This is a genomic window from Lentzea rhizosphaerae, from assembly GCF_042649515.1.
In the GTDB taxonomy this organism is placed as follows: Bacteria; Actinomycetota; Actinomycetes; order Mycobacteriales; family Pseudonocardiaceae; genus Lentzea; species Lentzea aerocolonigenes.
This window is the reverse complement of sequence record NZ_JBHRZI010000015.1, coordinates 829468-841864: the sequence shown is the minus strand read 5'-3', so window position 1 is coordinate 841864 and position 12397 is coordinate 829468. Positions and strand designations below refer to the sequence as shown.

The following is a 12397-nucleotide window of genomic DNA, read 5'->3' as shown; positions in this document are numbered from 1 at the left end:
CTTCTCTCCTCACTCAGCTCAACTTGCGCTTGTCGGGTTTGCCGCTCGGAGCGAGGGGCGGTTCGGCGATGGCGGTGACGCGGACGGGTGCGCAGGCCGCGCCCAGCCGTGCGGTGACGAGGACCCGCAGCTCTGTCAGCGCGGGCTCGCGGTCCCGTCGCGGCACGACGAACGCGTGCACCGCCTCGCCGGTGTCGTCGTCCGGCACCGCGACCACGTAGGCCTCGGCGACGTCCGGGTGCTCGGCGAGGACCTGTTCGATCGGCCCGGCGTGGTGGAGGTTCGCGTTGACGATCACGACGTCCCTGGCGCGGCCGGTCAGGTGCAGGTGTCCGCCGGCGTCGAGGTGCCCGAGGTCGCGGGTGCGGACCCAGCCGTCGACGAACACCTCGGCCGACTCCTCGGGATTTCCCCAGTAGCAGCAGGCTTGTGCGGGTGTGCGGACGTAGATCTCGCCGTCGCGGATCTCCACGTCCACCGGCGGCGTCCCGACGGTGCCGGGCGGGTCGGACGGCGTGGCCATCGAGATCATGCCGGTCTCGGTCTGGCCGTAGCCGTGGAACACGACAGGGCCGAGCACTTCCAGGGCCTCGCGGTGGCGTTCGACGGTCAGCGGCGAGCCCGAGACGAGCAACGCGCGCAACGTCGGCAGGTCGGGGGAGCGGGCCACGAGTTTCGCCAGCGCGGGCACGGTGATCACGCGCGCGGTGGCCTCGTGGCGGGTGATCGCGTCCGCGGGGTCGTCGGCGACAACGACCACTCCGCCCGCGGTGAGGGTGATGACGGCGTACTCGAACATGACCTGGCTCGACAGGGACCCGAACACGAGGTAGCGGTCGAGGCGCCGGGCCAGCTCGCGGATCGCGGGTGGCCAGGCTTCCGGGCGGGCCGCCCAGGCGTTGGTCATCGAGGTGTAGGTCTGGGCGCACGCCTTGGGGGCGGACGTGCTGCCGCTGGTGTGGATGAGACGGGCGATGTCGTCGGGGCGGCCGTCGCACAGCAGTGAGGCGGGGGAGTTCTGTCGCAGGCCGGTGAGGTCGGCGTCTTCGACCACCAGCTTGATGTCGAGCCCGAGCAGGTGCCGGACCTGGTCGTCGGTGAGCCCCGGCCGCACCCCCACGACCCGCGCGCCCACCGCGTGCGCCGCGAGGATCGTGGCGAACGCCTCGACGGTCACCCCGAGCAGCAAAGCGACGCCGTCACCGGGGCCGAGTCCCTTGCGGCGAAACCCGTTCGCGATCCTCGCGATCAGGTCGAGCAGGTCGCCTCCGGTCACCACGCGGGTGCCGTGCTCGAACACCGGCCGGTCCGCGGCGGCGGCGAGCACGTCGAGCACCGCGCGCGGGAACGGCTCGGCCTCACGCGCCGGCAAGGCATTCCTTCACGAACACCACCAGCGGCTGCTGGTGCACCTCCGGCAGGTCCCAGTGGTTCTCCAGGTTCTCGGCCAGGTGGTGGGTCGCGGCGAGCACGCCCTGGCGGTAGTGGCGGATCACGGGGTGCAGGTAGCTCGCGTCGGCGGCGTTGGCCGCGTCGTTCTCGGCGACGCGGGGGATCGTGATGTCGAACGGGTCCACGGTGTCGTGGTCGGGTCCGTACTCGAGCGTCGCGACGAACCGGTGCTCTGCCGGGCCCAGGCCGCCGTCCGCGACGTAGGCGACCGGCACCTCCTCCTCGTAGCGCGCGGTCGTTCCGTCGACCGTCACCACGTCGCCGATCACCGCGAACTGCTGCCACAGGCACGAGGACCGGTTCACCCTGGCGACGATCGCGTCGCTGATCGCCTCGGGGGACAGCTCCAGTTCCGTTGCGGGCCACGGGGTGTCGTGGTGGCGGGCGTTGAGGACGCGGTGCAGGGCGCGGGCGCCGTAGCGGAAGCCGTGGATGAACCCGCTGGTGGACTTCTTGAAGTCGCGCGACTGCGTGATCGTGCCGGCGAAGTACAGGCCGGGGACGTTCACCGACTCGAACGCAGGGGTGAGCTCGGGGAACCGGTCGTTGATCACGAGTGCCGGGCGGCAGGTCTCGTCGAAGATCGAGGCGTCGAACCGGAACCCGGTGCACGCGATGATCCGGTCGTACTCCAGTTCGCGCAGCTTCTCGACCGTGCGGGCGTACCGGAACTGGATGCGGAACCCGCCCTCCGGCCGCGGCTCGATGCGTTCGATCGTGCCGTCGATGACCGCGTTCTCGGACTTGAGCTGGTAGGTGTCGAGGAAGTTGTTGTTCACCGCCCGCAGGTGCCCGACGTAGTGGGTCTGCCAGGCGAGCTTCACCGAGTGCGGTCCGGCGACGTGGATGACGGCGGCGTGCTCGACGAGCGCGTCGGCGGTCTCGAAGCCCGAGTTGCCCTTGCCGATCACGAGCACCCGCTGGTCGGTGAACCCCTCCGGGTCGGTGTCGAACGTGTCGTACCGTTCGACGTGCTCGATGCCGGGGATCGGCGGCACGTACAGCTGCGAGACCCCGGTGGCCATCACGAGGTTCCTCGCCCGCCAGATCTGTCCACTGTGGTCTTGTACCGTGAACCCGCTGCTGTTCTTGGAAATCCTGCTGACGTCCACGTCGTAGCGGACGTGCAGGGTGGCGGCGAAGTCCTGGAAGTACCGGACGATGTCGTCCGCGGCAGGGAAGTACTTCGGGCTGTAGCGGGTGAACAGCAGCTCCGGGTCGTCGGTCAGCAGCGAGTTCCAGTCCATCCGCATCCGCTGCTCCGGGTCGGTGAACCCGGTGTGGACCTTGTTGATGGAGATGAGCTTGCGGTGCCTCGGGTAGCGGGTGAAGAACGTGCCGGCCCCGCTGCCGCGTTCGAGGACGGCGTAGTCGCGACCGTCCCGCTCGAGCAGTGCGGCGAGCTGCAAACCGGCCGGTCCAGCGCCGATGATCAGGTAGTCGTACGCCATGGCACGGGAAGCTACCCACGTGATCTCAGAACTTTCTGAGATCGGCTGCCTACCGTCCGTGCAGTGACCACGACCGCTGTCCCGGTGGACCTCGGCTCCCCGCTGACCCCCGCACACCTGCTGCGCGCCGCCGCACCACTCGACGTGCTCGTCAGCGCCGCCGTCTCGGACCGGGTCGCGCGCGGCCGGGCGTACCTGCGCACCGTGCTCGCCGACGACGAACGCCCGGTGTACGGCGCCAAGACCGGATTCGGCGCCCTCGTGGGCTTCGCGGGCCGTTCCTCGGAAGCCGACCAGTGCGACAACACCCTCGCACACCTCGGCGCGGGCCAAGGGCCCGACCTCCCGTTGGACATCGCCCGTGCCGCGCTGCTCGTGCGGACCTGGTCGCTGGCCCAGGGCTTGTCGGGCGTGTCCGCGCACGTCGTGGAAGGGCTCGCGACCACGTTCGTGCCGGCGATCCCGTGCTACGGCTCCGTTGGCGCCAGCGGAGACCTGATCCCGCTGGCGTACGCGGCCCAGGCGTGGCGCGGCCGCGGCCACGCCTACCTCGACGGCGTCCGGCTGCCCGCTGCCGAGGCTTTGGCGTCGGCGGGCTTTCGGCGTTGCAGCTGGACGGGCGCGACGCACTGGCGTTGGTCAACGGCACCTCGGTGACCACTGCGGCCACCGCGCTGGCGCTCTCGTCGGTGCGCGCCTCACATCGCGCGTTGACGGACCTCACGTGCCTGCTCGTGGACGTCCTCGGCTGCGACCCGGGGTTCGTGGACGCGCGCCTGATCTCCGCGTTGCGCCTGCTGTGCGGGTCGCTCGCGCTGGGGCTGCGACAGGCGGTGCACGTGGGTGGCAGACGGCCGACGGCTGCGCGGTGTGCGGTGCTGCTGGACGCGCTGGTGGAGGTGATCGAGCCGGTGGATCCGGACCGGCCGCTGGACGCGGACGTGAGGGTGGCCGCGGACGTGGTGACGGGCAGGTAGTGGCGTCTGCAAGTACCACCAACTGCGAGTTGGTGGTACTTGCAGACACGGTCGATCACCCGCCCTCACGAGCAGCCCGACCCGATCCTCTCCCGCCTCACCAAGCCACGCCCCGCCACCGGCAACCGCAAGATGAACCGAGCCCCTCGCCCCGGATGCCCCACGGCCCGAACCGTCCCCCCGTGCCCGGCCACGATCTCCCGCACCAACGCGAGCCCCACCCCGAACCGCCCCTGGGCCCCGCGCTGGAACCGCTCGAACAGCCTCTCCGCCTCGGACTGCTCGAACCCGGACCCGGTGTCGGCCACCTCCAGCTCCACCCACCCGGCACCGGCCCGCAGCCGCACCGCGATCCGCCCACCCTCCGGCGTGTGGCGCACCGCGTTCGCCAGCAACTCGTCCACCGCCCGCCGCAACGCCGTCTCAACCCCCACGACCACCACCGGCCCGCCACCATCCTCAAGATCCAGCGAGATCCGCCGCTCGACGGCCCGCTCGGTCTCACCCACCACTGCAGCCGAAGCGATCGCGGCCAGATCCACCGGCGCCCCGGCAGACCCCTGGGACAGCTGAGCCGACAGCAGCAGGTCGTCCACCACGTCCGCCAGCCCGCGGATCGACCTGGCCAGCGCGTCTAGGTCGCCCCGCTGGTCCTCGGGCAGGTCCGCGGCCAGCAGCTGGGCCCGCAGGTACGCGCGGGCGATCGGGGTGCGCAGCTCGTGGCTCGCGTCCGTGACGAACCGTCGTTGCCTGGCCAGCGCTTCCGCCAGCGGGCCCACGGCGCGGCGGCTCACGCCGAGGCCGATCAACGCGGCCGCGATCAGGCCTGCCACCTGGGCGATGCCGAGCGCGAGCAGCAGGTGCCACCGGTCGGCCAGCAGGTAGCGCATGTCGAACACCGCCTGCACCACCGCGTTATCCGACCCCGCCGCCGTGAGCACCATGTACGAGGTGCCGTTCGCGGAGACGTCACGCGAAACAGCCGCACCCGTCGAGCGCACGGCGTCGAGGTCCGCGCGCAGCGGGAAACCGTCCGGCACCTTCAGCGTGCCCTCGTCGAGCACCCCGTCCCGGAGCGTGAACACCCACGCGCAACGAGGAGCGACGTCCGGCACGCCGTAGCGGGCGTTGTACCGCAGCTCGCGCGCCACCTGTGTCTCCTGCGCGTGCACCATGACCACGTAGGCGATCCCGCCGACGAACGCGATCATCAGCGTGATCGCCAGCCCCACGAGCACGCTGACCCGCAGCCGCGCCCGCCGCACCTCCGCGCGTTCCGCCTCGGCCCACGTCCTCACAGGGCCCCCAACCGGTAGCCGACTCCCTGAACCGTGTGCACGACGGTCCGTCCGACCTTGGACCGCAGGTAGTGCACGTAAGTGTCCACAATGGACGGTGAATACGCGTCGTGGAACACCGTCCGCCGCAGCGCCGCCCGCGTGTGCACGGTGTCGGGATGGGTGGCGAGCACCCGCAGCAGCGCGAACTCCCTGGAGGTGAGCGGGACCGTCGAGCCGTCGGGCAGCACGACCTGGTGCTGTTCGAGCTCCAGACGGCCGGCGCCGATCCGCAACACGGCGGCCAGTTCCGCGGCCCTGCGGCACAACGCCCGCAACCGCGCGGTCAGCTCGCCCAGGTCGAACGGCTTGACCAGGTAGTCGTCCGCGCCGGCGTCCAGGCCGTCGATGCGGTCGTGCACCGAACCCATCGCGGTGAGCACCAGCGCCTGGGTTCGCACGGACCGGGATCGCAACCGGGACAACAGGTCCAGCCCGTCGAGCACCGGCAGCCCGCGATCGATCACGACCACGTCGTAGGGCCGGGTGAGCGCGAGGTGCAGCCCGCGTTGCCCATCCAGCGCGACGTCCACCGCGTACCCCTCGCCGCGCAACGCTGCGGCGAGCAACTCCACCAGCTCCCGGTCGTCCTCCACGAGCAACAACCGGAACTGCTGCACAGGCCGGAACTTCGAGGTCCCCCGCACGTCATCACGATGGCACGTGATCACCGGGCCCGGCCAGCTCCCCGAAGTGGGCCAACAGCCAACGGACAGCGGTTCGCAAACGTGATCACCAGGCGTTCAGCAGCGGGATCTCAGCCGCGGGGAACCGGTTGATGCGTCATTCGGCGGACGCCTGAGCAGCAGGCGCACCGCCGGGCCGGTAATTCAACGGTAAACAGGGAAATCACGGGCCCAGCCTGACCTGCGGGCACGCCACAGGTGTGAACAGCTACCAGGCGGGAGCCACGGCGGCACCGGTCGGCAGGCCACCCACCCAGCCCGCGGTCGCGACCGCGCGCAGCCCGTCGTCGCCCTCGGCGAGCCGTCCGTGCGGGCCCAGCACGTCGGCGTTGCCGTCGTGCCAGCGCACCGGCAGGCGGCCGTGCCGTTGCAGGAGGTCGGCGAACTTCGTGGTCAGCTTGGCGCTGCCGATGTGCACCCACCGGCTGGGGAAGAGGTCGAGCAGCTCGATCGTCGCCGGGCTGAGCTCCGGCACCACCGTGATGCCGTGATCGCGGCCGTACTCGACGAGGTCGCGCAGGGCCTCCGGATCGCCCTCGGGGAAGACGTGCAGGACGTTGAGCTTGTAGGCGGCCATCCTGTCGATGGCCTTGCGCATCTCCGGCGCGGGCAGCAGGGCGCTCGACACCCCGCGCCAGGCGAACGCGGGGGAGTCCCGCAGGTCGGCCGCGCGGACCGTGCCGTCGCGGGTCATCAGCTGCCGGAACGACTGCACGCCGTGCCGCAGTCCTGCCTGGGTGCCCGCGCGGAGCATCACCGCGTCGTTGCTGACCAGCAGCGCGTAGCCCTCCGGACCGAGGCCGCGCATCGCCGGGTCGTGCGACACCATGAGCATGCCGTCCGGCGACTCGGCGAGCAGGTATCCGGTCTGGTTGAAGACGTGGTCGCGCAGCATCGCGGCCGCGGTGCGGGCCTGTCCGGTCACGCGGACCGCGACGTCTTCGGTCAGGACGAACGAGCCCGTGCGACGGGGCGCGCTCGTGGGCATGGGAACAATCACCGGTTTCCTCTCCAGCGGACTAACGCTGGCAGTATCAGGTGAGTTCCGGCAACCGGAGGGTGAACGTGGTGCCCAGGCCTGTTGTGCTGGTCACACCGACGGTGCCGCCGTGCGCCTCGACGAGCTTGCGGACGATCGCGAGACCCAGCCCGCTGCCTCCGGTGCTGCGGCTGCGCGAGCGGTCCGCGCGCCAGAACCGGTCGAACACGTGCGGCAGGTCCTCCTGCGCGATGCCGGTCCCGGTGTCCGCGACCGCGATCACGACCTCGCCGTCCCCGGCGGACGCGCTGACCGTCACGGACCCGCCGGAAGGTACGTAGCGCAGGGCGTTCGCGACGAGGTTGTCGAGGATCTGCCGCAGCCGCACCGCGTCAGCGCGGACGACGAGTGAAGGGTCCGCCGTCACCGACAACGTGACGCCCGCCTGCGCCGCCCGTGCCTCGTGCGCCGCCCGGACCTGCTCCAGGGTGCCCGCCACCGGCAGCGGTTCGACGGTGAGCCGCAACGCGCCGGCGTCGGCCACGGCAAGGTCCTGCAGGTCGTCGACGACGTGTTGCAGCACGAGCGCTTCCTTGAGCAGCAACGTGATCAGCGCGGGGTCGAGGTCGCTCACGCCGTCCTCGGCCGCCTCCAGCCAGCCCCGGATGTTGCTCAACGGCGTGCGCAGCTCGTGCGCGACGTCGCTGACCATGGCCTTGCGCGCCTGCTCCAGCTGCGCCCTGTTGGCGGCCATCGTGTTGAACGCCCTGGTCAGGCCCGCGATCTCGTCCTGGCCGCGTACGGGAACCGGTGGGATGTCGCTGCCTCCGGACATGTGCTGCGCGGCGGCGGTCAGCGCCCGCAGCGGCCGGGTGATGCGGGCTCCCGCGAACGCCGCCACCCCGACCGCGGCCAGCAGCACGGCGGCCGCGGCACCGGCGACCGGCCAGCCGTTGCCGGACAACGAGATCGCGGTGGTCGGCGTGCCGGAGGGGTTGGTGAGGTAGAGCAGGACCGGCGGGGCCACGTACGGCGCCAGCTGCTCCTTGCGCGACGCCGTGACGCAGGCGGCGACGGCGGGCTCGTCGGGGACCGGCAGGCCGGTGGTCTGCTTGGCTGCGGGGGTGTAGTCGGGGTCGAGCTCGACCGGCGGCAGCGATTTGCGCGTGAGGCAGGCGTTGACCAGGTTCTCCAGGTCGAGCAACGCGTAGAAGTCGGCGGCCGTGTCGAACGGCAGCTGCGAGTCCCTGCAGTCCACCCCGATCTCCTTGCGCTTGACGAACCGCAGGCAGATCAGCGTTCCGGTGCGGTCCTCGCGGTCGCGGAAGTCGATCGGCGTGCGGAACGGCCCCAGCACCCGCTTGTCGATCCGGTCGGCGGGCGCGTCCGGCACCAGCACCGGGTCGACCGCCAGCGGGTCGACCACCGCCGAGGCCGTCGCGGGCAGCTGGCCGCCGTCGCCGCCGCGGTCGGAGATCGTGCGGCCGTCCTTGGTCACCAGGACCATCCGGCGGCCGGGGTGCTCCGACATCAGCGACGACACGTAGGCGTCCACTTCGGACCAGTCGCGGTGCCCGGCCGCGTAGGCGAGCAGCGTCGCGTAGATCCGGTTGTCCGAGGCGAGCTCCCTGCCCTGTTCGCGCGCGATGGAGGCGGTGGTGAGCAGGGTGGCGAGCCAGGCGGTCGCGGCGATCGAGCAGACCGCGATCAGCACCACGACGACGAGCAGGCGGGTGAAGACGCTACGGCGCATCGCGGCGTCCGGCGGTGAGCTTGTAGCCGATGCCGTACACGGTGACCAGGTGCTCGGGTGTGCGGGTGTTGGTCTCGATCTTGCGGCGCAGGTTCTTCACGTGCGTGTCGATCGTGCGGGTGGTCAGGAAGCTGTCGAAGCCGTGCATGCGTTCCAGCAGCTGCTCGCGGGTGAACACCCGGTCCACCTGGGACGCGAGCACCTCCAGCAGCCCGAACTCGCCCGGCGTGCACTCGATCGGCTCGCCGCGCACCGTCACCTCGTGCCGCACCGGGTCCACCACGATCGGCCCGACCCGCAGCGACGGCACCGGACGTGCGGCCGGGCGTCGCCGCAGCAACGTCCGCACTCGTGCCACGAGTTCGCGGGGGCTGAACGGCTTGGTCATGTAGTCGTCGGCGCCGATCCCCAGCCCGTGCAGCAGGTCGTCCTCGGTGGACCGCGCGGTGAGCATCAGCACCAGCACGTCGGAGTCCGTGCGCAACGCACGGCAGACGTCCAGGCCGCCCAGGCCCGGCAGCATCAGGTCGAGCACGACGAGCTCGGGCTGGTGGATGCGGACCACGTCGAGCGCGTTGCGGCCGTCGTGCACCACGAGCACCCGGTGGTGGTCCTGCTCCAGGTAGCGCCGGACGAGTTCGGCCTGGTTCTCGTCGTCCTCCGCGACCAGGATGAGAGCGCTCACGGGGGCGATCATAGAAACGCCCTCGGCGTGATCACCGGTTCGTCACAGGATCCTCACAACCGCCTTCGAAGATCCACGGCATGCGCAGGACAGTCATCGCGGCCACGCTGCTCGTCGTCGTGGTCGCCACCGCCGTCGTCGTGCTGGTCGTGCGCGGCAGACCGCCGGAGCCGGCGGCGGCACCACCACCCGCGGTGAAGACCACGACCGTGCGGAAAGGAGACCTCGCGAACACCCGCCTGCTGCAAGCCAACCTCGGCTTCGGCGCCGCCCGCCCGGTCAAAGGAGGCACGGGAACCGTCACGAAGCTGCCCGCGGTCGGCCAGGTTACGGAGCTCGGCAAGGAGCTGTACCGGGTGGACGACCAGCCGGTGGTCGTGTTCTTCGGCGCGACGCCGCTGTTCCGCGCCCTCGACGCACCGGGACTCAAGGGCTCGGACGTCGCCGTGGTGATGGACAACCTCGCCGCACTCGGCTACCAGGTCGGCACCAGGCCCGGCGACGTCTCGAAGGCCGAGTTCACCCCGCGCGTGGTCGAGGCGCTGAAGAAGTGGCAGAAGGCGCTGGGCGTGGAGCAGAGCGGCGCGCTGGCACCCGGCCGCGTGCTGGTGCTGGAACGGCCGATGCGCGTGGCGTCGGTGAAGGCCCAGCTCGGCGCGCCCGCCGCCGAGGAGCTGTTCGAGATCACGCCGACGACCCGCCTGGTCACCGCCCAGGTGCCGGTGAACGAGGCCGGCGTGCTGAAGGCGGGCCTGCCGGTGACGGTCGTGCGTCCGGACAGCCGCGAGGTGCCCGGCAAGGTCACGTCGGTCACCACTGCGTCCGCGCAGGAGAACAGCCCCGGAGAGAAGATCGACGTCGTCGTCACCCCGGACAACCCCGCCGACGTCGGCGACCTGGACACCGCACCGGTGCGGCTGAAGGTCACGACCGAGAGCCGGACCGGTGTGCTGACCGTCCCGCTCGCGGCGCTGATCGCGTTGAAGGAAGGCGGCTACGCCGTGCAGCTGCCCGGCGGCGGCTTGAAGGCCGTGAAGACGGGCCTGTACTCGCAGGACAAGGTCGAGATCTCCGGCGACGGCATCTCCGACGGCCTGGAAGTGGTGACGGCGCAATGACCCCGGTGCTCGCGCTGCGCTCGGTGACCAAGACCTACCCCGGCGGCGTCACGGCTCTGAACGACGTCTCCCTGCAGGTCGGCGCGGGGGAACTGCTCGCGATCGTCGGCCCGTCCGGCTCCGGCAAGTCGACCCTGCTGCACCTCGTCGGCACGCTCGACCTCCCGTCGTCCGGCACCGTGGAGATCGACGGCCAGGACGTCTCGTCGCTGTCGGACCGCCGGCTGTCGGCGTTGCGCGGCAGCAGGCTCGGGTTCGTCTTCCAGCAGTTCCACCTCTCCGACGGCCTGACCGCCACGGACAACGTCGCCACCGGCCTGCTCTACGCCGGCGTGCGCCGCAAGGACCGGCGCGCACTGGCCGTGGAGGCGCTGCACCGCGTGGGCCTCGGCCACCGCACCGACCACCGCCCGCCGCAGCTGTCGGGAGGGGAGAAGCAGCGCGTCGCGATAGCCCGCGCGGTGGTGAACAACCCGTCGCTCGTGCTGGCCGACGAACCGACCGGGGCGCTCGACACCGCGAACGGACGTGCGGTGCTGGAGCTGCTGCGGGAGCTGAACGATCAGGGCACCACGATCGCGTTGATCACGCACGATCGCGAGATCGCGGCGTCGTTGCCGCGGCAGGTGGAGTTGCGGGACGGGCGGATCGTGGCGGACACGGGGGTCGCTGGTGAACGGACTGTGGTGGACGTGAGGGGCGAGCGGCGAAGCGATCCGTCCGCCGTCGACCCCACCGCCGCACCCACGCTCCGGTTCCCCCGCCCCAGGAGCGCCCGGTGAACCGCCTCTCCTTCGCCGACCTCCTCGCCCTGGGCTCCCTCGGCATCCGCACCCGCAGACTCCGGGCCGCCCTCTCGGCCCTGGGCATCGCGTTGGGCATCGCCACCGTCGTCGTGGTCACGGGCATCCCCGCCTCCAGCCAGCAGGCGCTGCTGGACGAGCTGACCGCGCTCGGCACCAACCTGCTGCGCGCCCAGCCGACCCAGCGGCAGGAGAACCCGGTGCGGTTGCCGGAATCCTCCGTCGCGATGGTCGGGCGCATCGGCCCGGTGACCGCCGCCGCGGCCGTGGCCAACACCCACGTCCGCGTCCGCCGCAACGACCTGCTCGACCCCGGCCACAGCTCGGACATCACCGTCCTCGCCGCCACCCCCGGTCTGCTGGAGACGGTCAACGGCCACGTCCAGAGCGGGGAGTTCCTGTCCCGCCCCGACTTCCCGTCGGTCGTGCTCGGCAACGTGGCCGCGCAACGGCTCGGCATCCCCGACGTCGGCGAGCGGCCTGCGGTGTACGTGGGGGAGCGCTGGTTCACCGTGACCGGCGTGCTCGGCCCGATGCCGCTCGCCCCCGACCTCGAACGCTCGGTCCTGGTCGGCTGGGACGCCGCGCGCACCCAGCTGGGCTTCGACGGCCACCCGACCGTCGTGTACGTGAAGGCCCGCGAGGAGTCCATCGAGGACGTCCGCGCGGTCCTGCCCGCCACCCTGTACGGCGAGGTCCCCGGTCTGGTGCAGGTGAGCCGTCCGTCCGACGCGCTGGCGGCCAAGCGCGCGACCCAGAACGCCTACAGCGCCCTGTTCCTCGGCCTCGCGGGCGTGGCGCTGCTGGTGGGCGGCGTCGGCGTGGCGAACACCATGGTGATCTCCGTGCTCGAACGCCGCAGCGAGATCGGCCTGCGCCGGGCGCTGGGCGCCACCCGAGGCCAGATCCGCGTCCAGTTCCTCACCGAGGCGGTCCTGTTGTCCGGCCTGGGAGGCCTGGTGGGCACGGCGCTGGGGGCGGCCGGCGTCGCCGGCTACGCGACCCTGCACCGCTGGCCGCTGGTCATCCCGCTGCCGATCCTCGCCTCCGGTGTGCTCGCCGCGTTCGTCGTGGGCGCCGCCGCGGGCCTCTACCCCTCCATCCGCGCCGCGCGGCTCACCCCGACGCAGGCGCTCTCCGCGTGACGAAAAGGACT

At 71.6% G+C, this 12397-nt stretch carries 10 protein-coding genes and 1 pseudogene; 4 read left to right on the top strand and 7 right to left on the bottom strand.

The features are described 5' to 3' along the window. Positions 1–13 precede the first annotated feature (13 nt). Positions 14–1372 (bottom strand): class I adenylate-forming enzyme family protein, encoded by a 1359-nt coding sequence (locus ACFOWZ_RS21135; protein ID WP_382374959.1) that lies wholly within the window; start codon positions 1370–1372, stop codon positions 14–16. Continuing rightward, positions 1359–2903, bottom strand: a complete 1545-nt coding sequence (locus ACFOWZ_RS21130) for an NAD(P)-binding domain-containing protein (protein WP_382374957.1) — start codon at positions 2901–2903, stop codon at positions 1359–1361. Before ACFOWZ_RS21130 ends, ACFOWZ_RS21135 begins: the two co-directional genes overlap by 14 nt. A 63-nt stretch (positions 2904–2966) precedes the next feature. Between ACFOWZ_RS21130 and ACFOWZ_RS21125 the strand changes: the two are divergent. Continuing rightward, positions 2967–3880, top strand: a pseudogene (locus ACFOWZ_RS21125) (aromatic amino acid lyase). A 65-nt stretch (positions 3881–3945) separates the two neighbouring features. Here the strand turns inward: ACFOWZ_RS21125 and ACFOWZ_RS21120 are convergent. From ACFOWZ_RS21120 to ACFOWZ_RS21100, 5 genes are all read right to left on the bottom strand, one after another. After that, positions 3946–5178 (bottom strand): sensor histidine kinase, encoded by a 1233-nt coding sequence (locus ACFOWZ_RS21120; protein ID WP_382374955.1) that lies wholly within the window; start codon positions 5176–5178, stop codon positions 3946–3948. After that, positions 5175–5822 (bottom strand): response regulator transcription factor, encoded by a 648-nt coding sequence (locus ACFOWZ_RS21115; protein WP_382375115.1) that lies wholly within the window; start codon positions 5820–5822, stop codon positions 5175–5177. The genes ACFOWZ_RS21120 and ACFOWZ_RS21115 overlap by 4 nt, the downstream gene beginning before the upstream one ends. 289 nt (positions 5823–6111) lie before the next feature. After that, positions 6112–6903: a glycoside hydrolase family 20 zincin-like fold domain-containing protein gene (locus ACFOWZ_RS21110; protein WP_382374953.1), complete on the bottom strand. Its 792-nt coding sequence runs from the start codon at positions 6901–6903 to the stop codon at positions 6112–6114. Positions 6904–6937: 34 nt separating this feature from the next. Continuing rightward, complete coding sequence (locus ACFOWZ_RS21105; RefSeq protein ID WP_382374951.1) at positions 6938–8635, bottom strand: HAMP domain-containing sensor histidine kinase; 1698 nt, start codon at positions 8633–8635, stop codon at positions 6938–6940. After that, on the bottom strand, positions 8625–9320 hold the full coding sequence (locus ACFOWZ_RS21100) for a response regulator transcription factor (protein ID WP_382374949.1): 696 nt from the start codon (positions 9318–9320) through the stop codon (positions 8625–8627). The genes ACFOWZ_RS21105 and ACFOWZ_RS21100 overlap by 11 nt, the downstream gene beginning before the upstream one ends. Before the next feature lie 80 nt (positions 9321–9400). Here ACFOWZ_RS21100 and ACFOWZ_RS21095 point away from each other — a divergent pair, with 80 nt between their 5' ends. Genes ACFOWZ_RS21095 through ACFOWZ_RS21085 form a run of 3 tightly spaced genes read left to right on the top strand, consistent with a single transcriptional unit; the run spans position 9401 to position 12386 of the window. Then, a complete protein-coding gene (locus tag ACFOWZ_RS21095; RefSeq protein ID WP_382374947.1) occupies positions 9401–10438 on the top strand; it encodes a peptidoglycan-binding protein in 1038 nt (345 codons plus the stop codon). Continuing rightward, positions 10435–11220 (top strand): ABC transporter ATP-binding protein, encoded by a 786-nt coding sequence (locus ACFOWZ_RS21090; RefSeq protein WP_382374945.1) that lies wholly within the window; start codon positions 10435–10437, stop codon positions 11218–11220. Before ACFOWZ_RS21095 ends, ACFOWZ_RS21090 begins: the two co-directional genes overlap by 4 nt. Next, a complete protein-coding gene (locus ACFOWZ_RS21085; protein WP_382374943.1) occupies positions 11217–12386 on the top strand; it encodes an ABC transporter permease in 1170 nt (389 codons plus the stop codon). The genes ACFOWZ_RS21090 and ACFOWZ_RS21085 overlap by 4 nt, the downstream gene beginning before the upstream one ends. Positions 12387–12397: the final 11 nt, after the last annotated feature.